This window comes from Streptomyces virginiae (assembly GCF_041432505.1).
In the GTDB taxonomy this organism is placed as follows: Bacteria; Actinomycetota; Actinomycetes; order Streptomycetales; family Streptomycetaceae; genus Streptomyces; species Streptomyces virginiae_A.
In genome coordinates, this window is sequence record NZ_CP107871.1 from 2170162 (window position 1) to 2195829 (window position 25668).

24 protein-coding genes and 1 pseudogene are annotated in these 25668 nt (G+C 71.9%); 15 read left to right on the forward strand and 10 right to left on the reverse strand.

The window, feature by feature from the left end; all coding sequences use genetic code 11:
* The first annotated feature begins 5 nt into the window (after positions 1-5).
* Both OG624_RS10195 and OG624_RS43520 read left to right on the forward strand, forming a co-directional pair.
* A complete protein-coding gene (locus OG624_RS10195) occupies positions 6-416 on the forward strand; it encodes a hypothetical protein (protein ID WP_158711906.1) in 411 nt (136 codons plus the stop codon).
* A 134-nt stretch (positions 417-550) separates the two neighbouring features.
* Positions 551-790: pseudogene (locus tag OG624_RS43520) on the forward strand (IS30 family transposase); the annotation flags it as partial.
* A 596-nt stretch (positions 791-1386) separates the two neighbouring features.
* On the opposite strand, the gene sigJ reads toward OG624_RS43520, so the two are convergent.
* Positions 1387-2337, reverse strand: a complete 951-nt coding sequence (gene sigJ / locus OG624_RS10205) for an RNA polymerase sigma factor SigJ (RefSeq protein ID WP_371640843.1) — start codon at positions 2335-2337, stop codon at positions 1387-1389.
* A 122-nt stretch (positions 2338-2459) separates the two neighbouring features.
* Here sigJ and OG624_RS10210 point away from each other — a divergent pair, with 122 nt between their 5' ends.
* Positions 2460-2843 carry a hypothetical protein gene (locus tag OG624_RS10210; RefSeq protein WP_033223901.1) on the forward strand — a complete coding sequence of 128 codons (384 nt, stop codon included), beginning with the start codon at positions 2460-2462 and terminating at the stop codon, positions 2841-2843.
* 105 nt (positions 2844-2948) lie between these two features.
* On the forward strand, positions 2949-4712 hold the full coding sequence (locus OG624_RS10215) for a SpoIIE family protein phosphatase (protein ID WP_371587515.1): 1764 nt from the start codon (positions 2949-2951) through the stop codon (positions 4710-4712).
* A gap of 85 nt (positions 4713-4797) precedes the next feature.
* On the opposite strand, the gene OG624_RS10220 is transcribed toward OG624_RS10215, so the two are convergent.
* The 3 genes from OG624_RS10220 to OG624_RS10230 form a co-directional block, all read right to left on the reverse strand.
* Entirely contained in the window at positions 4798-6237 is a 1440-nt protein-coding gene (locus OG624_RS10220; RefSeq protein ID WP_033223934.1) for an amino acid permease, read from the reverse strand.
* Positions 6238-6457: 220 nt separating this feature from the next.
* The gene (locus OG624_RS10225) at positions 6458-8029 is read right to left on the reverse strand and encodes an APC family permease (protein WP_033223900.1); all 1572 of its coding nucleotides are present in this window, start codon (positions 8027-8029) and stop codon (positions 6458-6460) included.
* Between the two features lie 81 nt (positions 8030-8110).
* The gene (locus OG624_RS10230; protein ID WP_033223899.1) at positions 8111-9058 is read right to left on the reverse strand and encodes a hypothetical protein; all 948 of its coding nucleotides are present in this window, start codon (positions 9056-9058) and stop codon (positions 8111-8113) included.
* A gap of 376 nt (positions 9059-9434) precedes the next feature.
* On the opposite strand from OG624_RS10230, the gene OG624_RS10235 reads away from it, so the two are divergent.
* Positions 9435-9860: an ASCH domain-containing protein gene (locus OG624_RS10235; protein ID WP_161293059.1), complete on the forward strand. Its 426-nt coding sequence runs from the start codon at positions 9435-9437 to the stop codon at positions 9858-9860.
* A 44-nt stretch (positions 9861-9904) separates the two neighbouring features.
* Here the strand turns inward: OG624_RS10235 and OG624_RS10240 are convergent, their stop codons facing one another.
* The gene (locus OG624_RS10240) at positions 9905-11560 is read right to left on the reverse strand and encodes an FAD-binding dehydrogenase (protein WP_371639337.1); all 1656 of its coding nucleotides are present in this window, start codon (positions 11558-11560) and stop codon (positions 9905-9907) included.
* Between the two features lie 85 nt (positions 11561-11645).
* Here OG624_RS10240 and OG624_RS10245 point away from each other — a divergent pair, with 85 nt between their 5' ends.
* The 9 genes from OG624_RS10245 (at position 11646) to OG624_RS10285 (ending at position 19076) form a co-directional block, all read left to right on the forward strand.
* A complete protein-coding gene (locus OG624_RS10245) occupies positions 11646-12167 on the forward strand; it encodes an NUDIX hydrolase (protein WP_033223896.1) in 522 nt (173 codons plus the stop codon).
* A 9-nt stretch (positions 12168-12176) separates the two neighbouring features.
* On the forward strand, positions 12177-12575 hold the full coding sequence (locus tag OG624_RS10250) for a YidH family protein (RefSeq protein ID WP_371639338.1): 399 nt from the start codon (positions 12177-12179) through the stop codon (positions 12573-12575).
* Positions 12572-12889, forward strand: a complete 318-nt coding sequence (locus OG624_RS10255; protein ID WP_033223894.1) for a DUF202 domain-containing protein — start codon at positions 12572-12574, stop codon at positions 12887-12889. The genes OG624_RS10250 and OG624_RS10255 overlap by 4 nt, the downstream gene beginning before the upstream one ends.
* Before the next feature lie 86 nt (positions 12890-12975).
* On the forward strand, positions 12976-13272 hold the full coding sequence (locus OG624_RS10260; protein WP_033223893.1) for a hypothetical protein: 297 nt from the start codon (positions 12976-12978) through the stop codon (positions 13270-13272).
* A gap of 78 nt (positions 13273-13350) precedes the next feature.
* Positions 13351-14262, forward strand: coding sequence for an MBL fold metallo-hydrolase (locus OG624_RS10265; RefSeq protein ID WP_033223892.1), 912 nt, complete (start codon positions 13351-13353; stop codon positions 14260-14262).
* A 140-nt stretch (positions 14263-14402) separates the two neighbouring features.
* Complete coding sequence (locus tag OG624_RS10270; protein ID WP_371639339.1) at positions 14403-15461, forward strand: phosphotransferase family protein; 1059 nt, start codon at positions 14403-14405, stop codon at positions 15459-15461.
* A gap of 11 nt (positions 15462-15472) precedes the next feature.
* A complete protein-coding gene (locus OG624_RS10275) occupies positions 15473-16705 on the forward strand; it encodes an acyl-CoA dehydrogenase family protein (protein WP_266440695.1) in 1233 nt (410 codons plus the stop codon).
* A gap of 189 nt (positions 16706-16894) precedes the next feature.
* Entirely contained in the window at positions 16895-18094 is a 1200-nt protein-coding gene (locus OG624_RS10280) for a S8 family peptidase (protein WP_033223889.1), read from the forward strand.
* A 211-nt stretch (positions 18095-18305) separates the two neighbouring features.
* The gene (locus tag OG624_RS10285; RefSeq protein ID WP_266446460.1) at positions 18306-19076 is read left to right on the forward strand and encodes a transposase family protein; all 771 of its coding nucleotides are present in this window, start codon (positions 18306-18308) and stop codon (positions 19074-19076) included.
* A 294-nt stretch (positions 19077-19370) separates the two neighbouring features.
* Here the strand turns inward: OG624_RS10285 and OG624_RS10290 are convergent, their stop codons facing one another.
* From OG624_RS10290 to OG624_RS10310, 5 genes are all read right to left on the reverse strand, one after another.
* Positions 19371-20141 (reverse strand): transposase family protein, encoded by a 771-nt coding sequence (locus OG624_RS10290; protein ID WP_266446460.1) that lies wholly within the window; start codon positions 20139-20141, stop codon positions 19371-19373.
* A gap of 101 nt (positions 20142-20242) precedes the next feature.
* Positions 20243-21013: a transposase family protein gene (locus OG624_RS10295; protein ID WP_266446460.1), complete on the reverse strand. Its 771-nt coding sequence runs from the start codon at positions 21011-21013 to the stop codon at positions 20243-20245.
* A 40-nt stretch (positions 21014-21053) separates the two neighbouring features.
* Entirely contained in the window at positions 21054-21659 is a 606-nt protein-coding gene (locus OG624_RS10300; protein ID WP_033223888.1) for a TetR/AcrR family transcriptional regulator, read from the reverse strand.
* 68 nt (positions 21660-21727) lie between these two features.
* Complete coding sequence (locus tag OG624_RS10305) at positions 21728-23509, reverse strand: class I adenylate-forming enzyme family protein (protein ID WP_371639340.1); 1782 nt, start codon at positions 23507-23509, stop codon at positions 21728-21730.
* Positions 23494-24258, reverse strand: coding sequence for an SDR family oxidoreductase (locus OG624_RS10310; protein ID WP_161288059.1), 765 nt, complete (start codon positions 24256-24258; stop codon positions 23494-23496). The genes OG624_RS10305 and OG624_RS10310 overlap by 16 nt, the downstream gene beginning before the upstream one ends.
* Positions 24259-24353: 95 nt before the next feature.
* Here OG624_RS10310 and OG624_RS10315 point away from each other — a divergent pair, with 95 nt between their 5' ends.
* The gene (locus OG624_RS10315) at positions 24354-25649 is read left to right on the forward strand and encodes an exo-beta-N-acetylmuramidase NamZ family protein (RefSeq protein WP_371587519.1); all 1296 of its coding nucleotides are present in this window, start codon (positions 24354-24356) and stop codon (positions 25647-25649) included.
* Positions 25650-25668: the final 19 nt, after the last annotated feature.

A 25668-nucleotide genomic window follows, 5' to 3' on the forward strand; every position in this document is an offset into this window, starting at 1 on the left:
TGACCATGACCAAACGGATCCGACTGGCCGCACTGTTCCTGGCCCTCTCCGTGCCTGCCGTCGCCTCGTGCGCGACCCTTGAGGCCGGTGGGATGGGGTACCCGAAGGGAGTTCTGGTGGACCAGGGTTCACTCGCCCGCACGTGGAGCGGCAACGGGGCCGAAGTCACCCTGAAGGAGGACGGTTCCTTCGAATCCAAGGGTGTCGACTTCGGCAAGGTCGACTGCGGCGCGGGGGTCCCGGACCCGGGGGCCGGTAGCTGGAGGTCATTCGACGGGGGGCAGGGGGCGACGACGATCCAGCTGAAGTTCGGCCCCGGATGCTTCGGATCGCTCTGGACCGGCACGATCGACGGGGCCACCGTTCTGTGGCGGGAGACGAGCGAGGAGAGGCACGAATTCACATCTCTGAAGTAGGTGTGCTCGGGCCGCACTGAGCTCCCACGCACGACCGCCGTGCGGCCCTTCCGGCGCAGGGCGACAGCGGAAGGCCCCGGAGACTTCCTTAGGTTCTGGGAGTCGTTGCAACACACCCCAGCTCAAGGGGTGGCATGGACTTCGAGATCCGTGAGGACCGGCAGCCGCAGGGACGGAAGAAGCTCACCGCCGAGCGGGCGGCATAGTTCCGGCCCATGCAGCAGGGCGTGAGCAACACGGAAGCGTGCCGGATCGTCGGGATCAACGGGCGGACCGGGAAACGCCGGCGCCAGGGACGCGGCGCATCCGGCAGCAGTAAGGCGGCTCCACCGATCAACGCGGTGGAGCCGCCTTCCGTGCCGTCGCGGTACCTGTCCGTCCAGCCCGAACTCGTCGCGGAGATTCCAGGCGCACTCGGCGACGGCGGCGAACAGCTCGGTCTGCTGCTGAGCCGAAGGCAGTGGCCGAGGTCCGTGCGGCGGCAGGCCCAGACGCCCTCGCTGTCAGGGCGCATGAAGCGGCACTGTGCACGTCCGTCCAGCGTGGGATGCCAGACCGGGACACTCTGCTCGTGTTCGGCGGCGGGCCCGAGGGCTACGCTCTGGCCGACCGTAGGAATGGCGCGGATCGCGGTGACCGGAGTGCCGAGCTGGAGGGTGCCCGAGGGCAGCGCGGCCGCGAGCGTATCGGTCAGGGCCGCGGCGCCGCTGGGGAAGCGGTTGGAGCGGCCATCGATCGGGTTGCCTTCCAGGCGCCGCACGCCACCCGCATCCTGGTACACGCCGATGGGCAACAGTCACGCCGCGTACCCGCCGGGCAAGCCGCACGACGGGGTGCCAAGGTTCGAGCGCGCCGCTCGCCCAGGGCCGCTGCCTGAGCGGAAGGGGACCGGGGCCGGAGGTGATGTGCTCGGGGTCCCCGGTGGGGCCGGTGGTTCCGGCCCGGCACCGGGGACGCGCGGGGTGGCCGGTCAGCCCTGGCCGTCCTCCAGCCAGGGGCGGAGCTTCTCCGGATTGCGGACCGCCCAGATGCGGGTGACGCGATCGCCGCTCAGCTCGAACGCCGCCACGGTGACGGTGACCCCGGTGTGCTGGGCAACCAGGCCGGGCCGGCCGTTGACCGAGCGTTCCAGGAGCCGCAGTCCGGGTGCCCGGTCGGCGATCTGGATCAGGTATTCGGCGATGCGCGCGCTGCCTTCGATCGGGCGCAGGGCGGCGCCGACCAGTCCGCCGCCGTCGGCGATCATCGCGGCGTCGGGGGCCAGCAGACCGACGAGGGCCTTGATGTCCCTGGCCTCCCATGCCTGCTTGAAGTCACGGACGAGCGGGGCCTGTCCGGCCGTCGGGGCCGTCGGGACCCGTGCGGCGCTCACGCGTCGGCGGGCCGATGTGGCCAGCTGGCGGCAGGCGGCGGGCGTGCGGCCGACGATCTGGGCTATCTCGGCGAAGGGGTAGCGGAAGACGTCGTGGAGGACGAAGGCGACGCGTTCGGCCGGTGTCATCGACTCCAGTACGACGAGGAAGGCCATGTTGACCGACTCGTCCAGGGTGACCCGGTCGGCCGGGTCGACCGGCCCGGACCCGCCGCCCGCCGGGCCGCTGATCCACTCCGCTCGGTCGGGCAGCGGCTCGGGGACCCATTCGCCGACGTAGCGCTCGCGACGGGCCCGCGCCGAGCCGAGCAGGTCCAGGCAGATGCGGCCGGCGACCGTTGTCAGCCAGGCGCCGGGAGACTCGACGGCCTCCTGCTTGGCCTTCGGCATCGCGTACCAGCGCGCGTAGGTCTCCTGGACCGCGTCCTCGGCCTCGGCCAGCGAACCGAGCAGCCGGTAGGCGAGGTTGGTCAGGTGTCCGCGCTCCCCGACGATCACGTCCAGGTCCGGATCGGACCGGTCACCGCCCCGCGTGGACGACGCACTGATGCTCACGACCACTCCCCCTGGTCCGTCCCCCGGCGCCTCGCCTCACATTTCGCGGGCCCACGTCGTCGGACTACCGAGACCTTATCGATCAACGCCGTGAGGCAGAAGAGGGGACCGCCACCATGGCCACACTGACGACGGAGAAGCCGCGTACCTTCACGTTCCTGCAGGTCGCCGTCGCACTGCAGACCTTGGGCATCTTCTTCCAGGCGGTCACCGCCGGGATGCTGCTGTCCTCGACCCACGGCGAGCTGCTGCACGGCATCGGGGCGCGCGTGATGTACGGGGCGACGATGCTGTACGTGATCGCCGCGGTCCTGGCGTGGCGGCCGGGCGGCGGGTCGCCGCGGCCGATCCTGTACTCGTCGGGCTTCCTGGTGCTCGCCTCGGTGCAGGTGGTCCTGGGCATCGCGCGCGTCCCTTCGGTCCATGTCCCCCTGGGTGTCCTGATGTTTGCCCTGAGCCTGCTGGCCCTGAGCCGCAGGCCGTCGGCCCACCGGTCCTGATCAGGGCAACAGGGCAGGTCAGAGCGGCGCGATATCGCCCTGACCTGCCCTGTTGTTATGTTGGGACCACATCGGAGGGGCAGACCGGCCGAGGGAGGTCCCGTGATGTGGGCTGAGGGTGCCGGCCCGCGTCCGCTGTTCGGCGAGGACGCGGACGAGGTGGTGGCCGCCGCCCTGGCGGGCGATCCGTCCGATGTGGACCGGCTGGTGCGCGAGTACCGGCTGCTGCGGCAGATCGTCGACGGGGCCCGGGCGGGGATCGCCCTGCTCGACACGGACCTGCGCTATCTGTACGTCAGCCCGCACATGGCCGTGATGAACGGCCTGCCCGCCGAGGCGCTGCTGGGGCGGACGCTGAACGAGGCGCTGCCGGACGTCGAGCGTCCCGATGAGGTGCTCCACGCGGTGCTGCGGGACGGGCGCCCCCGGGAGTTGATCCTGGAGGGCCGCACCCTGGCCGATTCCCCGTACGAGTCACGGGTGTGGCGGGGGACCTACCACCGGCTGGAGGAGGACGGGCGGGTGCTGGGGCTGGTGGGGATCGGCCTGGAGGTCAGCGCTCCCAGGGAGCGGCAGCGGGAGCTGTCGCGCACCAACCGGCGCCTGCTCCTGCTGGACACGGCCGCGGTGCGGGTCGGCACCACCCTCGATGTGGACACCACGTGTCGTGAGCTGACCGGGTTCCTGGTGCCCGAGCTGGCCGATGCCGCGAGCGTGGAGCTCATCCCGCGGGACGGGCCGGACGAGAGGCTGCCCGAGGGCGGGTCGCTGCGGCTGCGGCGGGTCGCGGTGACCTCGGTACGGAAGCTCTCGGCGCGGGTGCGGGCGCTCGGCGCGGCCGGGGAGTACGTGGACTACCAGCCCGGATCGGCGGTCCGGCAGTGTCTGGAGAGCGGCGAGCCGTGGCTGGGGAACTTCTCCTCCGACGAGGCCTTCAGCCGGGCGGCGCCGAGCGCGGACCGGGTCTCCGCGTACCGGGAGGCGGGGATCCACTCGGGTGTCGTGGTCCCCCTGATCGCCCAGGACCGTCCGATCGGCACGCTGACCCTGGTGCGGGCCGGGGATTCGCCGGCCTTCGGGCGGGAGGACGTCGTCGTGGCCCGGACGCTGGCCGAGCGGGCGGCCACCAGTCTGGCCAAGGCGGAACGGTTCGCCCGGGAGCAGGGGATGGCCCTCGAACTGCAGCAGGCGTTGCTGTCGGAGCCCACCTTCCCGCACGGTGATCTCGAAGTGGCCTCCCGTTACCTGCCGTCCGGGACGGGTGTGCTGGTGGGCGGTGACTGGTTCGACTGCCTGGCGCTGCCCGGCGGGCGGACGCTGCTGGTGATGGGCGATGTGATGGGCCACGGGGTGGAGGCGGCGGTGGCCATGAGCCACTACCGCTCCCTGATCCGCGCGCTGGCCGCGTCCGGGCATCCGCCGGCGGACCTCCTGTGCGAGGCGGACCAGGTGGTCTTTGCGGGCGGTCTGGACCGGGTCGCGACCTGTCTGCTGGTGCTGGTCGACCACGCCGCGGGGACCTGCGTGCACGCGAGCGCCGGGCATCTGCCCGCCATGGTCATCGGCCGCGGGGAGGGTCCGTTCCTGGCGCCGGTCCCGGTGGGCCCGCCGCTGGGCACCGGCTACGGCCGGTACGAGGACGCGTCCTTCCCCCTCAGGCCGGGGTGTGTCCTGATGCTGTTCACCGACGGGCTGGTCGAACGTCGGGGCGAGGACATCGACGCCTCGCTGCGCCGGCTCACGGGCATCCCGCTGCCGGTGGACCGGGCCTTGGACGAGGTCATCGACACCGTGCTGGCCGTGCTGGGGGTCACCGACGCCGAGGACGACGTCACGGTCCTCGCCGCGCGCAGCGTGGGGAGCCGGTGACGGGACCACCGGTGTGAAACGGTGCGAGGCCCCCCCGCGCGCAACGGCGTCCGGCGCGGGGGGCCTCGTAGGGCGGTCGTGGGGATCAGCGGCGGGTGGTGGCGAGTTCGGCCACGCGACCGCGGACCAGGTACCAGCCGCCGACCAGGGCGGCGCCGATGACCGGGACGAACAGGACCGTGGTGCGGCCGACGCCGCCGTCGCACCACATCAGCACCAGCACGGTGAGCAGGAAGACCAGGGTGACGATCTGCGTGTACGGGGCCCAGGGCAGGCGGTAGGAGGGGCGCTCCACGAGGCCCTGCTGGGCGCGGCGCCAGAAGAACAGCGAGCAGATCATGACCATCGCCCAGGTGCCGAGGATGCCCAGCGAGGCGAAGTTCAGGACGAGCTCGAAGGCGTCCTTGGGCATGAAGGCGTTCAGTCCGACGCCGGCCAGGCCGAACGCGGCGGTGAACAGGACGCCGCCGTAGGGGACCTTGCCCCTGTTCATGACGCCGGTGAACTTCGGGGCGGAGCCGGACAGGGACATCGAGCGCAGGATGCGGCCGGTGGAGTAGAGGCCGGAGTTCAGGCTGGAGAGGGCGGCCGTCAGGACGACGAGGTTCATGATGCCCGCGGCGCCGGGGACGCCGAGCTTGTCGAAGACGGTGACGAAGGGGCTCTGGTCGGAGCTGTAGGCCGTGTAGGGCAGGAGGAGGGCGAGGAGGACGACGGAGCCGACGTAGAAGAGGCCCACGCGCCACATGATCGAGTTGATCGCCTTCGGCATGATCTTCTCGGGGTTCTCGGTCTCGCCGGCGGCGACGCCGCAGAGCTCGACGGAGGCGTACGCGAAGACGACGCCCTGGATCACCAGGAGCATCGGGAGGACGCCGGCGGGGAAGAGGCCGCCGTTGTCGGTGATGTTGGCGAGGCCGGGGGTGGTGCCGTCGATGTCGTGGCTGGTGGCGACGAGCCAGATGCCGACGATCAGGAAGACGACGAGGGCGGCGACCTTGACGAGCGAGAACCAGAACTCCATCTCGCCGAAGTACTTCACCGAGATCAGGTTGGCGGTGAGCACGATGGCGAGGGCGATGAAGGCGAGGACCCACTGGGGGACGTCGGTGAACAGCGACCAGAAGTGGGCGTAGGTCGCGGCGGCCGTGATGTCGGCGACGGTGGTCGTGGACCAGTTCAGGAAGTACAGCCAGCCGGCGGTGTAGGCGCCCTTCTCCCCCATGAACTCACGGGCGTAGGAGACGAAGGCTCCTGAGGAGGGGCGGTAGAGGACGAGCTCGCCGAGTGCCCGGACGACGAAGAAGGCGAAGACTCCGCAGACCGCGTAGGCGATCGCGAGGGAGGGGCCGGCGCCGGCGAGGCGGCCTCCCGCGCCGAGGAAGAGGCCGGTGCCTATGGCCCCGCCGATCGCGATCATGTTGATGTGGCGGGACTTGAGGTCCTTGCTGTAGCCCTCGTCACCGGCGTCGACATGGCGGGTCGGCGCCGGGGCGGGTGCCTCGGTCAAGGTGCGGTCACTCAGGTCACTCATGTGGGACTTCGCCTTCGTGGATGGGACAAGGCAGACCCGGGCCGCCGCGCAGGGGAGCTGGGTGGTGTCCCCTGTGCTGCGATCCGGGTGGTTTGGTCGCAACAGGAGACCATGAGGCTCCACTCCCCTCCAAAAGCACCCCCTGCACGCAGAAGCCCCCGACGACCATGGAAACGGGTGTCGGGGGCTTCGTAGGGGCTGGAAAGCGAGGTCAGGCGCCCGGGGTGTCCTCGGCCGCCTGGTCGAGGCGGAAGGCCTCGTTCCCGAGGCCGATCCGGGCGTGCGTCTCGGGGCGGGTGCGGCGCAGCACGGCTCCGTAGGCCAGGCCGATCACGACGGCGGCGCCGATGATGCCGGGCAGCACCCAGCTGAGCGCGGAGCCCTTCTCGGCGCCGACCAGGACGCCGAAGTCCTTGACGGTGTAGACGGCGATGGCGAGCAGGGCGAGACCGGCGGCGCCGGCCGCGACGAGGCGCCAGACCTGGGCGCCGGCGGTGCCGCGGCGGACGAAGAAGGCGATGACGGCGAAGGAGGCGGCGGCCATGAGAAGGGTCACGCCGAGGGCGCCGACGCTGCCCATCCAGGTGAACAGGTGCAGGACGGGGGTGGTGGGGTCGGGCGGCTGCACCGCGAGGGTGGGGTCGGCGGGTGCCTTGTCCTCGGTGAGCGCGAAGGCGATCACGACCAGGGCGGCGACGCCGGTCTGCAGCAGGGAGCCGGTGGCGGGGGCGCCGGTGCCGGCGTTGGTGCGCCCGAAGGTGGCCGGGAGCAGGCCCTCGCGGCCCATGGCGAAGGCGTAGCGGGCGACCACGTTGTGGAAGCTGAGCATGGCCGCGAACATGCCGGTCACGAAGAGGACGTGCAGGACGTCGGTGAAGGTGGTGCCCAGGCGGCTCTCGGTGAGCTGGAAGAGCAGGGTGGGGCCGGCCTCGGCGGAGGTCTTGACGACCTCGGAGGGGCCGGTGGCGACGGTGAGGGCCCAGGCGCTGACGGCGAAGAAGAGGGCGACGAAGCCGACGGCGAGGAACATCACGCGGGAGACGACGATGTGCGGCTTGCTGGTCTCCTCGGCGTAGACCGGGGACTGCTCGAAGCCGACGAAGGCGGCGATGCAGAAGCAGAGGGCGGTGCCGAAGCCGGCTCCGCCGAGGGTCTCGGGGTTGAAGGCGTGGAGCGAGAGGCCTTCGGCGGCCGGCTCGGTGATGGCGGCGACGTCGAAGACGACGACGAGGACGCACTCGACGAGGAGGAGGACCCCGAGGACCTTGGCGTTGAGGTCGATCTTGAGCCAGCCGAGTGCGCCCGTGACGGCGACGGCGAGCAGGGCCGGTATCCACCAGGCGAGTTCGATGTCCAGGTAGGTGGCGAAGAGGCCGGATATCTCGAAGCCGAGGATGCCGAAGACGCCGACCTGCATGGCGCTGTACGCGACGAGGGCGACGAGGGAGGCGCCCGCGCCGGCGGTGGGGCCGAGGCCGCGGGCGATGTACGCGTAGAAGGCGCCGGCGTTGTGGACGTGGCGGCTCATCTCGGCGTAGCCGACGCTGAAGAGCGCGAGGACGGCGCCGAGGATGACGAAGAGCAGGGGCTGGCCGACGATGCCCATGACCCCGAAGGTCGTGGGCATGACACCTGCGACGACCATCAGGGGCGCGCTGGCGGCGAGCACGGACAGGAGCAGACCGGCGGTACCGAGGCGGTCGGCGCGCAGGGCCCGGTCCTGGCCCTTGTACGTACGGATCTCGGCCGGGTCCTGGAGCGTGGAGGATCTGCCCGTCGGCATGGCGGCGTTCCTTTCGGGGGCGTGGTGCTCGGGGATGGGTACTCGGGGGGGGCGTCCGTGGGGCGTTCTCGGGCGGCGCGGTCAGGCGGTGCCGAGGGCGACGCCGCGGGCGGCGAGGAAGGCCTTCTGCGGGTCCCGGTCCGGATAGGACCAGGGGGCGCGGGTGGCATGGCTGCCGATCCGGTGGAACAGGGCGGCGGCCTCGGCGGGGCGACCCTCGCAGAGTTTGGCGTGGGCGAGGAAGTTGAGGTCGACGCGGTTGCGGGGGTGGTCGTCGCGCTCCCACTCCAGCCACCAGTCGAAGGCGGCGCGCAGCACCTGGCGGGCGCGGCGGCCCGCCCAGTGGGCGGCGGCCGACTCGGGCGAGTGTCCGTGCGTGGCGGCCAGCACCCGGTACCGCTCGGCGTGCGCGACGACGGGGAGCACGGCGAGCGGGGAGTCGGCCGGGGACTCCTCGGCGGCCCAGGACGCGAAGTCGTAGACCTCGTGGAGCGGGTCCTGGCCGGAGCCGAGGGCGCGCTCGGCCAGTTTGGCGACCATCAGGTGGTGGGCGTGGTGGTGTTCGCGGTGGCGGGCCCGGACCTGGTCGAAGTGACGGCTGAACTCCTCGTCACCGCCGAAGGCGCGGGAGAGGAGGAGCAGCCCGAGCCACGGGGTCGGGTCCGCCGGGAACAGGGCGGCGGCCCGGCGGCAGGCCTCCTCGGCCGCGGCCGGGCTGCCCTTCTGACGCAGGGCGGCGAAGACGGCGGCGCAGGCGAGGAGCGTGGCGGCGTCGGCGCTGTCCGGTTCGGCGAGCAGCCACTCGCGGGCCCAGGCGGTGGCCGCCGGGGTCTGCGCGAGGACGACGACGCGGTGGCCGCGGCGGTCCCAGTCGTCGCCGGTGCCGACGAGGAGGGCACGGGCCCGAGCCCAGCGGCCCTGGGTGAACTGGGAGCGTACGTCGACGAGTTCGGCATCGCACAGGGCCGGGTCGAAGAGCTGGGCGTCCCGCTTGCGGGCACGGCCGAGGGGCGGCGGAGGCGGGGACATCCGCGGATTTCCCTCCAGGACGCGGGGTGGACGGGGATCGGGTCGGCGGCGGCCTCCCCCGCGCGCAGGGCGCACGCGCGCGGTCGGGCCGCGAGATCCGGAGATCGTGCCGGTGGAGCCCCGTGGGGGCTCCGGAGAATCGCGGTGGAACGACGAGGAACGGTGGTGGAGCCGGTTCGGATCTGCGACGTACGTGCGGAATCCGGTCGGAACTCCGTTGAGCACTCTGGTGATCACGCACAGCAAAGCGGTACGCGCAGCTCCGAGTCAAGGTCCAGTCCACTGCGTGGCGGGTTTCAACTGCTCTGAAGGTCGTGCCAGTTGGGTGGTCGATATTCGTTCCGGCAGGCCACGGGTGGCGCCATAGGGTGGCCCTATGACTGCATATGACGATCTTCCGCCGTACCTGCTGGGGTTCCCCGGACCCCTGCGCGACCAGCTGGTCGCGGCCGTGCTGAGCGGGGCGAAGACCAGCACCACCGGCCTGCTCGCGGAGTACGAGGCCGAGCGGGAGCCGCTGCCGGAGCCCGGCGCGCGGTCCCTGCTCGTCGACTCCGCCGAGCGCGGGGTGGCAGTGGTGGAGGTCACGGCCGTGGAGGTGCTGAGACTCGCCGACGTGGAACTGGGGCACGCGCTCGACGAGGGCGAGGGGTACACGTCGGTGGCCGAATGGCGTACGGCACACGAGGAGTTCTGGCACAGCGAACCGGTGCGTACGGTGATCGGCGACCCGGGGTTCACGGTCGATGACGACACCCTCGTCATCGCGGAACGGTTCCGGGTCACCGAGCGGCTCGTCTGACGCCCCCGGCGCGGCTTCGGCGGGGGCCCGGGCCGGAGCCGGACTCAGCCGACCGCCTGCGCCGCGGCGCGGCCCGCCGCCCGGCCCGAGAAGATGCACCCGCCGAGGAAGGTGCCCTCCAGGGCCCGGTAGCCGTGCACCCCGCCGCCGCCGAATCCGGCCGCCTCGCCGGCCGCGTAGACGCCCGGGAGCGGTTCGCCGGAAGCGGTCAGGACGCGCGAGGAGAGGTCGGTCTCCAGGCCGCCCAGGGACTTGCGGGTCAGGATCGACAGCCGTACCGCGATCAGCGGCCCGGCCTTGGGGTCCAGGATCCGGTGCGGGGCGGCCGTACGGATCAGCTTGTCGCCGAGGTACCTGCGGGCGCCGTGGATGGCGGTGACCTGGAGGTCCTTGGTGAAGGGGTTGGCGATCTCCCGGTCGCGGGCCACGATCTCGCCGCGGACGGTGGCCTCGTCGAGGAGGTCCTCCTTCGTGACCGCGTTCATCCCGCGGACCAAGGCGGACAGGTCCCGCTCGACGACGAAGTCGGCCCCGTTGTCCATGAAGGCCCGGACCGGGGCCGGTACGGCCTGGCGGGCGCGGGTGAACACGTCGCGGACCGACTTCCCCGTGAGGTCCGGGTTCTGCTCGGAGCCGGAGAGGGCGAACTCCTTGCCGATGATGCGTTCGTTGAGCACGAACCAGGTGTGGTCGTGGTCGGTCTTCATGATGTGGTCGAGGGTGCCGAGGGTGTCGAAGCCGGGGAAGAGCGGCACGGGCAGCCGCTTGCCCGTCGCGTCCAGCCACAGCGGGGAGGGGCCGGGCAGGATGCGGATGCCGTGCTTGGCCCAGATCGGGTCCCAGTTCTGGATGCCCTCGGTGTAGTGCCACATCCGGTCCTTGTTGATGTGGCTGGCGCCCGCCCGCTCCGCGATGCCGAGCATCAGGCCGTCGACGTGCGCCGGGACCCCGGAGAGCAGCCGCTGCGGCGGGGTGCCGAGCCGGGCGGGCCACTGTGCGCGGACGAGGTCGTGGTTGCCGCCGATCCCGCCGCTGGTGACGATCACGGCTTGGGCCCGCAGCGAGAACGTCCCGGTGGCCTCGCGGCTGCTGGCGGAGCCCCGTACGGCGTCGGAGGGTTCCAGGATCTCGCCCGTCACGGTGTCCACCGCGCCGGCCGTGGCCGAGAGCCCGGTGACCCGGTGGCGGAACGCGAACCGGACCAGGCCGCGGGCCGCACCGGCCCGGACCCGGCGTTCGAAGGGCTCCACCAGGCCGGGGCCGGTGCCCCAGGTGATGTGGAAGCGGGGGACGGAGTTCCCGTGGCCGTTGGCGTCGTATCCGCCGCGCTCGGCCCAGCCGACGACCGGGAAGAAGCGGACGCCCTGGGCGTGCAGCCAGGAGCGCTTCTCGCCGGCCGCGAAGTCGACGTAGGCCTCGGCCCAGCGGCGCGGCCAGGCGTCCTCCTCGCGGTCGAACCCGGCGGTGCCCCGCCAGTCCTGGAGGGCGAGGGCGTGACTGTCCTTGATCCGCATCCGGCGCTGCTCGGGCGAGTCCACGAAGAACAGCCCGCCGAAGGACCAGTGCGCCTGGCCGCCGATGGACTGCTCCGGCTCCTGGTCGAGCAGGATGACCTTGCGGCCCGCGTCGACGAGCTCGGCGGTGGCCACGAGACCCGCGAGCCCGGCTCCGATCACGATCACGTCTGCGTCGTACGTCATGCGGTTACCCGTCCTCCGTCGGTGGTGGGGCAGATCCTTGGCTACGGAGCGGTAACCAGTCAACAGCGGTGGTTGGATGACCTGCATGAGTGCCGCTGAGGAAGTACTGGACGTGGTGGACCGGGAGGACCGGGTCGTGGGGCAGGCCCCGCGGGGCGAGGTATATGCCCGGGGGCTGCTGCACCGCTGTGCGTTCGTGCAGGCCAGGGACGCGGAGGGGCGGATCTTCGTCCACCGGCGGACCGCCTCGAAGCTGGTCTTCCCCTCGCACTACGACATGTTCGTGGGCGGGGTGCTGGGCACCGGCGAGAGCTACGAACAGGCCGCGCTGCGCGAGGCCGAGGAGGAGCTGGGGGTGCGGGGTCTGGAGCGGCCGACGCCGCTGTTCAAGTTCCTGTACGAGGGTCCGGGCGGGGCCTGGTGGTCGTACGTGTACGAGGTGCGGTGCGAGCTGCCCGTGGCCCCGCAGGCCTCGGAGGTCGACTGGCACACGTACCTCACTCAGGAGGAGCTGGACCGGCGGGTGGACGACGGGGCGTGGGCCTGGGTGCCGGACGGCCTGGAGGCGTACCGGCGGCTGCGCGCGCATCGGGAATCCCGCTTGTAGATTTGTCGGGTGATCGACTTCGTCAAGGACGTGCGCCTCTGGTTCGCACCCTCGCGGCTGAAGGACGAGGGCGAGACCCCGGACTACCGCTTCTCGCTGGCCAACGAACGGACCTTCCTCGCCTGGATCCGGACCTCGCTGGCCCTGGTGGGCGGCGGTTTCGCCGTCGACCAGTTCCTGCCGGACCTGCGCTGGGGGGTGCGGGTCGGGATGGCCCTCACGCTGCTCGCGGTGGGTGCGGCCTGCGCGCTGCGGGCGGTGAACCACTGGGTGCGGTGCGAGCGGGCGATGCGGCGGGGCGAGGACCTGCCGCTGTCGCGCTTCCCGGTGCTGCTGAGCCTGGGCGTGGGGCTGGTGGCGGTGGCGATGGTGGTGGTCGTGCTGCTGGGCTGGACGTCCGGGCCATGAGCACCTCGGGCACGGACCGCGACGCGGGGCTGCAGCCCGAGCGGACCCGGCTCGCGTGGCGGCGTACGACGCTGGCCTCCTCGGTGGTGGCGGTGCTGGCGCTACGGCAGGCGTTGCGCGGTTCGGGCGCGCCGCTGGAACTGGCCGGGGCGGCTGCCATCGCGCTGATCTGGCTGGCGTTCCTGGGGGTGGCCCACCGGCGGATCCGGGCCCTGGCGGCCGACCGGCCACGGCAGCTCGCGCCGCGGGCGGCCCTCGCGGTGGTGGCGTGCACGGTGGCGTTGGCGGCCTTCGCGGTGACGGTGATCCTCTGAGCCGTCGACCGGTGTGATGATCGCGCTTCACCGCGCCACTGCGACACAACGGGCGATATCCGACAATGCGCACTAACCTCTGCGCCATGACGACCCTGCACCACGAACACCCCACCCACCAGCACACGCACGGCGCGGACTGCGGGCACCAGGCGGTCCCGCACGGCGACCACGTCGACTACGCCCACGACGGCCATCTGCACCGGGAGCACTCGGGGCACTGGGACGAATGCGAGCCCGGCGGGCACACCACGCACGACGGTCACACCCACGCGCACGGCGCGGACTGCGGACACGAGACCGTCCGGCACGGCGATCACGTGGACTACCTGCACGACGGGCACCGGCACGCGAAGCACGACGGACACTACGACGACCACTGACCGGACCCGCCCTCCCCCGGGGCGGCGACGGCCGGCAGGATGCCGACCGTTCGTCACAGCGACCCGGGGAGAGCGCAGATGTCCGTCGAAGAGCCGTACCTCGTCCAGCCCGCGCCGGGGGTGTACGCCTACGTCCAGCCGGACGGCGGCTGGTGCCTCAACAACGCCGGATTCGTGACCGACGGGGGTCGGACCCTGCTCGTCGACACCGCCGCCACCGAGCGGCGCGCCCTCGCCCTGCGTGCCGCGATCGTGGCGGCCGGGGTGCCACTCCCCCGCACCGTGGTCAACACCCACCACCACGGCGACCACACGTACGGCAACGGCGTCTTCACCCCCGAAGCGCTGATCCTCGGGCACGACCACGCACGGTCCGAACAGCTCGCGGCCGGGCACCAGCTGGAGCTGATCTGGCCGGCCACGGACTTCGGCGCGATCGACATCGTCCCGCCGGACCTCACCTACAGCGACCGGGCGACCGTGCACGTCGGCGATACGCAGGTGCGGGTGATCCACCCCGGCGTCGCGCACACCACCGGGGACTCGGTCGTGTGGCTGCCCGAGCAGCGGGTGGTGTTCACCGGCGACCTGATCTTCGCCGGGGGAACGCCGTTCCTCGCGATGGGCTCCCTCGCCGGCTCGCTGCGGGCGCTGGAGCTGCTGCGGTCGCTGGACGCGGAGACCGTCGTACCGGGCCACGGACCCCTGACCGACCCCTCCGCCTACGACGCCACCGAGCGCTACCTGCGGTACGTGGACGAGCTCGCCCGGGAGGGGCGGGCGAAGGGGCTGTCCCCGCTGGAGGTGGCCCGGCAGGCCGATCTCGGCGAGTTCGGCGCCTGGCGGGAGAGCGAGCGACTGGTGGCGAACGTGCACCGGGCCTACGCGGAACTGGCCGGCCGGCCGGAGGGCGCACCACTGGACATCCTGGCGGTCCTGACGGACATGACCGTGATGAACGGCGGAACACCGATCCTCTGTCACGCCTGACACCGGCGGATCCAGCCGGGCGGAGAGTTTCTTTCCGCCCGCACTCTGGACGACATACCGACTGGTCGGCATGATGGCTCGCGACGGCGCTCGACGCGTCGTCGCTCCACCCCTCGTCGACTCGCACGGAGGTGCGCACCATGACCTCAGCCCCGGCCGACCCACGCGGCCTGGATCTGGAGCGGCTGCGCGGTCATCTCGACCGGGCCCGGCCCGGGCTCGTGACCGGCCCGCTGCGCGGCCGGCTCATCGAGGGCGGCCGGTCCAATCTGACCTACGAGATCACGGACGGGACCGCCCGCTGGGTGGTCCGCCGGCCGCCGCTGGGCCACGTACTGGCCACCGCGCACGACATGCGGCGCGAGCACCGGGTCATCGAGGCACTGCACGGCACGGCCGTTCCGGTGCCCGAGCCGTTGCTCCTGTGCGAGGACGAGACCGTGCTCGGGGCGCCGTTCTACGTCATGGAGTTCGTGGACGGGGTGCCGTACCGGACGGCCGAGCAGCTCGCCGCGCTCGGCCCGGAGCGGACCCGGCGGGCGGTGCTGGGCCTGGTGGACACCCTGGTGGACCTCCACGCGGTGGACCCGGAGGCAGTGGGGCTGGGTGACTTCGGCTGGCCCGAGGGCTTCCTGGACCGGCAGCTGCGCCGTTGGGGCAAGCAGCTCGACGCCTCCCGGGGGCGTGAGCTCGCGGGCATCGACGAGCTGCACGCCGCGCTCGGCCGCTCGCTCCCCGTCTCCCCCGCCCCGACCGTGGTGCACGGGGACTTCCGGCTCGACAACGTCCTGATCGGCGGATCCCCGACCGGCATCGACACCGTCCGGGCGGTGCTGGACTGGGAGATGTCCACGCTCGGGGATCCACTGACCGACCTCGGGCTGCTGGTGATGTACAGCTCGGACCTGGGCCGGACCGGGTCGCCGGTCAGCACGACGAGCGGGGCGCCGGGCCACCCGACGCCGGCCGAGCTCGTCGAGCGGTACGCCGCCCGCTCGGGCCGGGACACCGGGGCCATCGCCTGGTACACGGCCTTCGCCTGGTTCAAGCTCGCCGTGATCCTCGAGGGCATCCACTACCGCTACACGCTGGGGCAGACCGTCGGGGAGGGCTTCGACCGGATCGGCGAGCTGGTCCCCGTCTTCATCGAGCACGGACTGACCACTCTCCAGGACCGCCAGGACCGCCAGGAAGGCTGAGGCACGCACCCATGGATTTCGCATTCGACGCCCGGACCGAGGAACTCCGCGAGCGGCTGCTCGCGTTCATGGAGGAGTACGTCTACCCGGCGGAGCCCGTCGCCGCCGAGCAGCGCGCACGGCTGGCCTCGCCCTGGGACACCCCCGCCGTCTTCGGTGAACTGAAGGCCGAGGCGCGCCGCCAGGGCCTGTGGAACCTCTTCCTCCCCAGCGCCGAGCACGGCGCGGGGCTCACGAACCTCCAGTACGCGCCGCTCGCCGAGATCACCGGCCGCAGCCCGCACCTGGCGCCGATGGCCACCAACTGCGCGGCCCCGGACACCGGGAACATGGAGCTGCTCGCCCAGTTCGGGAACGAGGAGCAGCGGAAGCAGTGGTTGGAACCGCTGCTGGCCGGGGAGATCCGATCCGCCTTCGCGATGACCGAGCCCGAGGTGGCCTCCTCGGACGCCACGAACATCGAGACGCGGATCGAGCGCTCGGCGGGCGGCGACGAGTACGTGGTCACCGGCCGCAAGTGGTTCATCTCCGGGGCGATGAACCCGGACTGCAAGGTCTTCATCGTGATGGGCAAGACCGACCCGGAGGGCGCCGATCCGCGCCGTCAGCAGTCGATGATCCTGGTGCCGCGCGACACCCCCGGGGTCGAGGTGCGCCGGGCGATGACGGTGTACGGGTACGAGGACCACGACCACGGCGGCCACGCCGAGGTGGTCTTCGACGGTGCCCGGGTCCCGGCGGCGAACCTGATCGGCGAGGAGGGCGCCGGCTTCGCCATCGCCCAGGCCCGGCTCGGCCCGGGCCGCATCCACCACTGCATGCGGCTGATCGGCATGGCGGAGCGGGCCATCGAGCTGATGTGCCGGCGCGCGGTGGAACGTACCGCCTTCGGCAAGCCGCTGGCCGCCCAGGGCGTCGTACAGAACTGGATCGCCGACGCCCGGGTGACGGTGGAGCAGTTGCGGCTGCTGGTGCTGAAGACGGCCTGGCTGATGGACACCGTCGGCAACCGGGGCGCGCACACCGAGATCCAGGCCATCAAGATCGCGACCCCTCGGGCGGTGGTGCGGATCCTGGACGACGCGGTGCAGTTGCACGGCGCGGGCGGGGTGAGCCAGGACTTCCCGTTGGCCGAACTGTGGGCGGCGGCAAGGACCTTGCGACTGGCCGACGGACCGGACGAGGTGCACCAGCGGTCGTTGGCGCGGCGGGAGTTGAAGGGGTACGCGACCGCTCGCCCGTGAACGTGTGGAAATCGTGCGGGAGTTCCCGTGAACCTGTGTGCGAGGTGAAGGCGATGCGGGGGACCCTTTAAGAAACCTTGTTGAACAACCCCAGAACCCCAAAGCGTTCTTGATTTGCGCCTGTCAATCGGAAGAGGGTTCTCCAGAAGGTCTGACGCCCCCAACGTCAACACGAGGAGAACCCTCCAGATGGCAACTCACAAGCGCTCGCGCGGTTTCCGGTACGCGGCAATCGGTACCGGAGCGGCCACGGCGGCCGCCGTGGCCCTGCTCGCCACCCCCCTCGCGGGAGCGGCGACACCGGCCGAAGGCACGGTCTACGGCCTCGGCGCGCCCGGCGCGATCAGCGGAAGCTACGTCGTCATACTCGACGCATCCGCGAACAAGGAACAGCTCGCCCGCAAGTACGGGGGCGAGCTGAAGCGCTCCTACAGCTCCGGGGTCAACGGCTTCTCGGCCGCGGGCATGAGCGAGACGGAGGCGAAGCGGCTCGCCGCCGACCCGGCCGTCGGCAAGGTCGTGCAGAACAAGAAGTTCACCATCAACGCCACCCAGACCAACCCGCCCTCCTGGGGGTTGGACCGGATCGACCAGACCGCTCAGGCGGGCGACAAGAAGTACACGTACCCCGACGGTGGCGGCGAGGGCGTGACGGCGTACGTCATCGACACCGGCGTGCGCACCACCCACAAGGACTTCGGCGGGCGTGCGACGTCGGGCTTCGACGCGGTGGACAACGACGACAGCGCCGACGACGGCAACGGCCACGGCACGCACGTGGCCGGCACCATCGCGGGCACCTCGCACGGCGTCGCCAAGAAGGCGAAGATCGTCGCGGTGCGGGTGCTGGACGACAACGGCTCCGGCAGCACCGAGCAGGTGGTCGCGGGCATCGACTGGGTCACCCAGAACCACAAGGGCGCTTCGGTGGCCAACATGAGCCTGGGCGGCGGCGCCGACGAGGCCCTCGACGAGGCGGTGCGCCGGGCCGTCGCCTCGGGCGTCACCTTCACCGTGGCGGCGGGCAACGAGTCGGCCGACGCCGGTCAGGGCTCGCCGTCCCGGGTCACCGAGGCGATCACGGTGGCGTCGAGCACCATCGACGACGAGCAGTCCTCGTTCTCGAACTTCGGCTCCGTGGTGGACCTGTACGCGCCGGGCTCGGACATCACGTCCACCTGGAACGACAGCGACACCGGCACGAAGACCATCTCCGGCACGTCCATGGCGGCCCCGCACGCGGCCGGCGCGGCGGCGGTCTACCTGGCGGGGCACCCGTCCGCGACTCCGGCCCAGACGGCCGCGGCGCTGACGGGGGCGGCCACGTCCGGTGCGGTCACCAACCCGTCCGCGGGCACGGCCAACAAGCTGCTGAAGCTGGCGGAGTAGTCGACGTGCCCGGGGGTCCGCCGGCGGGCGGACCCCCGGGCACGGTGCGCGGGTGGTTCGAACCGCTCGCCTGGGAGGTGGTCCTCGATCCGGGGACCACCTCCTCGTCGCGTGGCCGGACTTCTCTCCGGGTCCGCAGGAGATCACGTACCAGGGCCGGGGAACCTCTAAAGGTTGTTGCGGAAGCCTCAGGTCTGGGCATTCCTCCTGTATGGGTGGGGTGTTGTGCGCTGAGTCGGTGTGGGTGGAGACGTTCACGGGCTTGCGGATGGACCGGTTCGTCAAGCTGGTGAAGGTGGTGCGGGAGCGGGGCGGGAACGGTCCCGGTGGTGGTCGGCCGTGGTGCCTGCCGCTGGCGGACCGGGTCCTGCTGGTGGCGGTGTACTACCGCACGAACCTCACGATGCGGCAGCTCGCCCCGCTGTTCGGGGTCTCCCCGGCCACGGTCTGCAGGGTGATCCAGCGGCTCGGGCCGTTGCTGGCCCTGGAGCCGGCCCCGCGGCCGGTCGCCGATGCGGACCGGTTGTGGATCGTGGACGGCACCCTCATCCCGGTCCGCGACCGGCAGGTCGCCGCCTCCTCCCGCAACTACCGGTTCTCGGCGAACGTGCAGGTCATCATCGACGCCGACACCCGCCTGGTCGTCGCCTCGGCGCGGCCCGCGCCCGGGAACAAGGCCGACGCCCACGTCTGGCGCGAGTCCGGTCTACCCGCGAAGGCGGCGGGCACCACAGTGATCGCGGACGGCGCCTACCTGGGCACCGGGCTGATCGTCCCGCACCGCAAACGTGCTGGACGTCCCCTCCTGCGCGGTCAGGAGGAGGACAACGCCGAACACCGACGGGTCCGCGCCCGCGTCGAGCACACCTTCGCCCGCATGAAGAACTGGAAGATCCTCCGCGACTGCCGCCAGAAAGGAGACGGCCTCCACCACGCCGTCCAGGCCGTCGCCACCATGCACAACCTCGCCATGACACGGTGAACCAGGCAGGTCCACTCACACGCAGACCTGCCCGCACCCAACCTTCTGCAACAACCTTTAGGGCGTGTCCGCAAAGTAGCGCCGGCCGCCCGAAGGGCGGGCCCCGCGGCGTCCGGTGCCGTGCCTCGCAAGGCGGAGGGGCGCCCGTGTACTGGACGTACTCGGGCGCCCCGACAACGCGGCGAGGTGCGGTGCCGGGCGCCGCGGGGCAGGCGAGACTTTGCGGACATGCCCTAAAGGTTGTTGCAGAAGGTTGGGTGCGGGCAGGTCTGCGTGTGAGTGGACCTGCCTGGTTCACCGTGTCATGGCGAGGTTGTGCATGGTGGCGACGGCCTGGACGGCGTGGTGGAGGCCGTCTCCTTTCTGGCGGCAGTCGCGGAGGATCTTCCAGTTCTTCATGCGGGCGAAGGTGTGCTCGACGCGGGCACGGACCCGTCGGTGTTCGGCGTTGTCCTCCTCCTGACCGCGCAGGAGGGGACGTCCAGCACGTTTGCGGTGCGGGACGATCAGCCCGGTGCCCAGGTAGGCGCCGTCCGCGATCACTGTGGTGCCCGCCGCCTTCGCGGGTAGACCGGACTCGCGCCAGACGTGGGCGTCGGCCTTGTTCCCGGGCGCGGGCCGCGCCGAGGCGACGACCAGGCGGGTGTCGGCGTCGATGATGACCTGCACGTTCGCCGAGAACCGGTAGTTGCGGGAGGAGGCGGCGACCTGCCGGTCGCGGACCGGGATGAGGGTGCCGTCCACGATCCACAACCGGTCCGCATCGGCGACCGGCCGCGGGGCCGGCTCCAGGGCCAGCAACGGCCCGAGCCGCTGGATCACCCTGCAGACCGTGGCCGGGGAGACCCCGAACAGCGGGGCGAGCTGCCGCATCGTGAGGTTCGTGCGGTAGTACACCGCCACCAGCAGGACCCGGTCCGCCAGCGGCAGGCACCACGGCCGACCACCACCGGGACCGTTCCCGCCCCGCTCCCGCACCACCTTCACCAGCTTGACGAACCGGTCCATCCGCAAGCCCGTGAACGTCTCCACCCACACCGACTCAGCGCACAACACCCCACCCATACAGGAGGAATGCCCCGAACAGAGGCTTCCGCAACAACCTTTAAAGGTTGTTGCAGAAGGTTGGGTGCGGGCAGGTCTGCGTGTGAGTGGACCTGCCTGGTTCACCGTGTCATGGCGAGGTTGTGCATGGTGGCGACGGCCTGGACGGCGTGGTGGAGGCCGTCTCCTTTCTGGCGGCAGTCGCGGAGGATCTTCCAGTTCTTCATGCGGGCGAAGGTGTGCTCGACGCGGGCACGGACCCGTCGGTGTTCGGCGTTGTCCTCCTCCTGACCGCGCAGGAGGGGACGTCCAGCACGTTTGCGGTGCGGGACGATCAGCCCGGTGCCCAGGTAGGCGCCGTCCGCGATCACTGTGGTGCCCGCCGCCTTCGCGGGTAGACCGGACTCGCGCCAGACGTGGGCGTCGGCCTTGTTCCCGGGCGCGGGCCGCGCCGAGGCGACGACCAGGCGGGTGTCGGCGTCGATGATGACCTGCACGTTCGCCGAGAACCGGTAGTTGCGGGAGGAGGCGGCGACCTGCCGGTCGCGGACCGGGATGAGGGTGCCGTCCACGATCCACAACCGGTCCGCATCGGCGACCGGCCGCGGGGCCGGCTCCAGGGCCAGCAACGGCCCGAGCCGCTGGATCACCCTGCAGACCGTGGCCGGGGAGACCCCGAACAGCGGGGCGAGCTGCCGCATCGTGAGGTTCGTGCGGTAGTACACCGCCACCAGCAGGACCCGGTCCGCCAGCGGCAGGCACCACGGCCGACCACCACCGGGACCGTTCCCGCCCCGCTCCCGCACCACCTTCACCAGCTTGACGAACCGGTCCATCCGCAAGCCCGTGAACGTCTCCACCCACACCGACTCAGCGCACAACACCCCACCCATACAGGAGGAATGCCCCGAACAGAGGCTTCCGCAACAACCTTTAGGGGCGCAGGGCGCGCAGCAGGAGATCGGCGAGATGGTCGGCGACCTGCTGCGGCGTGAGCGGGCCGTCCGCGCGGTACCAGGTGGACAGGTGGTGGACGGAACCGAAGTGGTAGTCCACCACCAGGTCGGCGGGGGTGGCGTCGGAGAACACGCCCGTCCGTTGGCCCTCCTCGACCAGCGCCCGGAAGCGCTCGTGGTAGCGCCGGCGCTCCGCCCGTACCTGCTTGGACTTCTCCGGGCTGAGCTGGTGCATCGACCGGAAGAAGATCATCGCGTCGTCGAGGTTCTCGATGGTCGTGACGACCACGTCGGCGGCCGCGGCACGCAGCCGTTCCTCGACGGGCGCGTCGGAATCGGCCACCGCGTCCAGGCGCTGCTGCTGGAGGCGCAGCATCCGCGCGTACACCTCGTGCAGCAGGTCGTCCTTGGACCCGAAGTAGTGGTAGAGCGCGCCCTTCGTGACACCGGCCGCCTCGACGATCTCCTGGACCGAGGTGCGGTCGTAGCCGCGCTCGGCGAAGAGCCGGGTGGCGACGGCCAGCAGCCGCTGCGGTACCGGGGCCTCGTGCGTGCCTGCGGGTTCCGTGGTCCGTGCCGCCATGGCGCTGACCTTCCCTTCCTCGTTCCTGCCTGGTCACCGCGACCAGCTGTACGACCGTCCGACTGTTTTCAGCCGCGATCGCGCAGTTCCCGTCGCAGGATCTTGCCACTGGTCGTCTTCGGAAGAACAGGCAGGATCTCGACCTGGCGCGGGTATTTGTACGCGGCGATGCGCTCGGCGCAGTAGGCGGCGAGCTCCGCCGGCTCCACCGAGGTGCCGGGGCGCAGGCTCACGTACGCCTTCACGCTCTCCCCGCGGTAGGCGTCGGGGACGCCGACCACCGCGGCCTCGCGGACGGCGGGGTGGGTGTAGAGCACGTCCTCGACCTCCCGCGGCCAGACCTTGAATCCGGAGGCGTTGATCATGTCCTTCTTGCGGTCGACGACGTAGAGCCAGCCGTCGGGGTCCATGAATCCGACGTCGCCGGTGCGTAGTTCGCCGCCGGGGAAGGCCTGGGCGGACTCCGCGGGCAGACCCCAGTAGCCGGGCACCACCTGGGGCCCGCGGACTGCTATCTCGCCGGTCTCGCCGAAGGGCACCTCGGCTCCCCGCTCGTCGAGGATGCGGACCACGGTGTCGGCGCCGGGCAGGCCCACGGACAGGGTGCCGGAGGCGGGGTCGACAGGGGCTTCGAGGTGCGTGGGCACGCTGGCGCAGGGGGCGGTGCACTCGGTGAGGCCGTAGCCGTTGCGGAGGTAGAAGCCGAAGGCGGTGCGCAGGCGCTCGACGAGCGCGGGCGGGAGCGGGGCGCCGCCGGAGGAGATCACCTGGAACGAGGCGAAGTGGTCCGGGGTGACGCCGGGGTGGGCGGCGAGGGCCATGAAGGCGGTGGCCGGGCCGACGGTGTAGGCCGGGCGGTGTTCGAGGAAGGCGTCGAGGACGGCGCCGGCGTCGAAGCGGTGGGCGAGGACCAGGGTGCCGGCGTTGGCGAAGCAGGCGGCGAGCTCGCAGACCATGCCGGTGATGTGGAAGAGGGGCGCGAGGGCGAAGTACGTGGCTCCCTCGGGCAGGGGGTGGGAGGTGACCTGCCGGACGGCGTTGTAGGTGAGCGCGCCGTGCGGGTTCATCGCGCCCTTGGGGGTGCCGCTGGTGCCGGAGGTGTAGCTGATGAGGGCGGTGTCGGCGGCGGTGAGGGGTGGGCCGTCCGGCGCGGGGCGCCTGCCGCGGGCCACGGTGAGGAGGTCGGCGGCGGTGGGCCCGGCGGCGGGACCGCCGGTGCCCGGGCCGGCCTCGGACTCCCGGTCCGGCGCGTGCGCCTGGGCGGGCACGAAGGGCCGGGCGGACCCCGCGGCCGAACCCGCGGCCGAACCCGCTGCCGGGGCCGGTGCCGGGCCGAAGACGCGCGGGTCGTCGCGCGTCTGGAAGTCACGGTCCGAGGAGGTCAGCACGGTCCGCACGGCGCTGTCCCGCGCCGCCTCGCGCAGGTACGCGGACCAGGCGCCGCCGTCGCAGACCAGTGCGGAGGCCCCCGAGTCGCGCAGGATGTGCCCGACCTCGCCGGACTTGTACATGGGGTTGAGCGGGACGACGACGGCCCCGGCCTTCCACGCCGCGAGGACGGCGAGCACGAAGTGCGGGGTGTTCTGCAGCATGACCGCGACCCGGTCGCCGCGGCGGACGCCGCGCGCCGCGAGGTGGCCGGCGACCGAGTCGGAGAGCGCGTCGGCCTCCGCGTAGTCGATCCGGCCGTCGAAGTAGGCGACGGCGGTGCGCTCGGGGGCCCGGGCGACGGCCTCGCGGAAGGCCTGGAGCACCGTGGGCGGCGGCGCGACGGGCGCCCGCTGGGCCGTGGCGAGCAGCCCGAGCCACGGCTTGGCGGCGTACCGGGAGGCGGTCACCGGGTCTCCCATTTCTGCTGGAGGTGGTTCATGCCGCTCAGCCAGCGGTCCGGCTCGGTGGCGCGAGCGGCGTAGAAATCGGCGACCTCGCGGTGCGGGAGGATCAAGAACCGGCCTTTCTCCATGCCGTCGAACAGCGCGTCCGCGACCGCTTCCGGCTCGATCGCGGTCGGCGCGAGGACGAGTTCGCCCGCCGAGCCCGCGGCGGTCAGCATGTCGGTGCGCACCCCTTGCGGGCAGATGGCGTGGACCTGGACCCCGCGGTGGCGGTAGGTCAGCGAGAGCCATTCGGCGAAGGCGAGCGCACCGTGCTTGGTGACACTGTACGGGGCCGCTCCGATCATGGTCAGGAGCCCGGCGGCCGAGACGGTGGACACGAAGCGGCCGCTCTCCCGCTCCAGCCAGTCCGGCAGCAGCGCCCTGGCGGCGCGGACGTGGGCCATGACGTTGGTGTCCCAGGCCGCTTCCCAGACGGACTCGTCGGCGAAGGCGTCGCCGCCCGAGGCGAGTCCGGCGTTGGCGCAGTAGATGTCGACCGTCCCGCCGAGGGCCTCGCGGGCCTCGGCCACGATCGCCGAGGCGTCGCCCGGCACGGGGATCGCGCGGGCGCCGATGGCGGCCGCCACCGCTGCGGCCTTGGCCGGGTCGAGGTCGTTGACGACGACCGTGGCGCCCTCGGCCGCGAAGCGGTGGGCGAGGGCGGCGCCGATGCCGCCGCCCGCGCCGGTGACGACGACTCGCTGGTCCTGGTACGCGCTCACGGGGTCCACCTCTCGTGCGGCCGGATGCCGGATGGCGGGCAGACTAACCGGTCGGTATGTCAGGAGGAAAGGGGCGTGAGCTCTAGCGTGGTCGGATGACACTGTCGCGACGCGGGGTGCTGGGGCTGGCGGGGGCCGTCGGATCGGCCGGTGCGCTGGGAGTGGGCGGAGCGGGCGGAGCGGGCGGGGCCACCGCGTCAGGCGGGGTCACCGCCGCGGACGCGGCCGCTGCGGCGGGCGGGCGGGTGCGTACCGGGTTCGAGCGGCTCGCCGCGGACGGGTACGCCGTACTGTCCGGACAGAAGGTCGGCGTGGTCACCAACCCGACCGGGATCACGGCCGACGCACGGCACCTGGTCGACGTGCTGCACGCGGACGAACGGGTCGACCTGGTGGCGGTGTTCGGGCCCGAGCACGGCTTCCGCGGGACCGCGCAGGCCGGCGACTCGGAGGGGGCCTCCCGGGACCCGGCCACCGGGCTGCCGGTGTACGACACGTACGACAAGAGCGGGCAGAAGCTCGCGGACGTCTTCACGGCGGCCGGGATCGACACCGTCGTCTTCGACATCCAGGACGTCGGGGCGCGCTTCTACACCTACATCTGGACCCTCTACGACTGTATGCGCGCGGCCGCGCTCGCCGGCAAGACGGTGGTGGTGCTGGACCGGCCCAATCCTGTGGGTGGCCGGCGGGCCGCGGGGCCCGTGCTGGAGCGGCCGTACGCGAGCTTCGTCGGCCGGGAGCCGATCGCGCTGGCGCACGGGATGACGGCGGCGGAACTGGCCCGGCTCTTCAACGGCGCGTTCCTGACGGACCGACCGGTCGAGCTGCGGACCGTGGCGATGTCCGGGTGGCGGCGGGAGTCGTTCTTCGGGGAGACCGGGCTGCCCTGGGTGCCGCCGAGCCCGAACATGCCGACCCCGGACACGGCCCTCGCGTACGCCGGTACCTGCCTGTTCGAGGGGACGAACCTCTCCGAGGGGCGCGGGACGACCACCCCCTTCGAGGTGATCGGCGCGGAGGGGATCGACCGACGGTGGGCGGAGGCGGCGAACGGGCTGGGGCTGCCGGGGGTGTGGTTCCGGGAGGCGTACTTCACTCCGACCTTCTCCAAGCACGTGGGGAAGGTGTGCGGCGGGGTCCGGCTGATCGTGCACGACCGCCAGGCCTTCGACCCGGTACGGGCCGGGATCGGACTGTTGATCACGGCGCGCCGGGTGTGGAGCGGCTTCGGCTGGCGCGCGGACCACTGGATCGACCGGCTGACCGGCTCGGACCGGGTGCGGACGCTGGTGGACGCGGGGGCGGACGTGGACGAGGTCGTGGGCGACTGGGCGGCGGGGCTGGCGCGCTTCGGGGCGGTGCGCGAGAAGTACCTGCTGTATCCGTGATCCGACCGCGTCGGGGGGC

Coding starts and splice junctions, on each gene's coding strand:
- OG624_RS10195 (WP_158711906.1), top strand. CDS start 6: ATGACCAAACGGATCCGACTGGCCGCACTGTTCCTGGCCCTCTCCGTG.
- OG624_RS10210 (WP_033223901.1), top strand. CDS start 2,460: ATGGCCACACTGACGACGGAGAAGCCGCGTACCTTCACGTTCCTGCAG.
- OG624_RS10215 (WP_371587515.1), top strand. CDS start 2,949: ATGTGGGCTGAGGGTGCCGGCCCGCGTCCGCTGTTCGGCGAGGACGCG.
- OG624_RS10225 (WP_033223900.1), bottom strand. CDS start 8,029: ATGCCGACGGGCAGATCCTCCACGCTCCAGGACCCGGCCGAGATCCGT.
- OG624_RS10230 (WP_033223899.1), bottom strand. CDS start 9,058: ATGTCCCCGCCTCCGCCGCCCCTCGGCCGTGCCCGCAAGCGGGACGCC.
- OG624_RS10235 (WP_161293059.1), top strand. CDS start 9,435: ATGACTGCATATGACGATCTTCCGCCGTACCTGCTGGGGTTCCCCGGA.
- OG624_RS10240 (WP_371639337.1), bottom strand. CDS start 11,560: ATGACGTACGACGCAGACGTGATCGTGATCGGAGCCGGGCTCGCGGGT.
- OG624_RS10245 (WP_033223896.1), top strand. CDS start 11,646: ATGAGTGCCGCTGAGGAAGTACTGGACGTGGTGGACCGGGAGGACCGG.
- OG624_RS10255 (WP_033223894.1), top strand. CDS start 12,572: ATGAGCACCTCGGGCACGGACCGCGACGCGGGGCTGCAGCCCGAGCGG.
- OG624_RS10260 (WP_033223893.1), top strand. CDS start 12,976: ATGACGACCCTGCACCACGAACACCCCACCCACCAGCACACGCACGGC.
- OG624_RS10265 (WP_033223892.1), top strand. CDS start 13,351: ATGTCCGTCGAAGAGCCGTACCTCGTCCAGCCCGCGCCGGGGGTGTAC.
- OG624_RS10270 (WP_371639339.1), top strand. CDS start 14,403: ATGACCTCAGCCCCGGCCGACCCACGCGGCCTGGATCTGGAGCGGCTG.
- OG624_RS10275 (WP_266440695.1), top strand. CDS start 15,473: ATGGATTTCGCATTCGACGCCCGGACCGAGGAACTCCGCGAGCGGCTG.
- OG624_RS10280 (WP_033223889.1), top strand. CDS start 16,895: ATGGCAACTCACAAGCGCTCGCGCGGTTTCCGGTACGCGGCAATCGGT.
- OG624_RS10285 (WP_266446460.1), top strand. CDS start 18,306: ATGGGTGGGGTGTTGTGCGCTGAGTCGGTGTGGGTGGAGACGTTCACG.
- OG624_RS10290 (WP_266446460.1), bottom strand. CDS start 20,141: ATGGGTGGGGTGTTGTGCGCTGAGTCGGTGTGGGTGGAGACGTTCACG.
- OG624_RS10295 (WP_266446460.1), bottom strand. CDS start 21,013: ATGGGTGGGGTGTTGTGCGCTGAGTCGGTGTGGGTGGAGACGTTCACG.
- OG624_RS10300 (WP_033223888.1), bottom strand. CDS start 21,659: ATGGCGGCACGGACCACGGAACCCGCAGGCACGCACGAGGCCCCGGTA.
- OG624_RS10305 (WP_371639340.1), bottom strand. CDS start 23,509: ATGGGAGACCCGGTGACCGCCTCCCGGTACGCCGCCAAGCCGTGGCTC.
- OG624_RS10315 (WP_371587519.1), top strand. CDS start 24,354: ATGACACTGTCGCGACGCGGGGTGCTGGGGCTGGCGGGGGCCGTCGGA.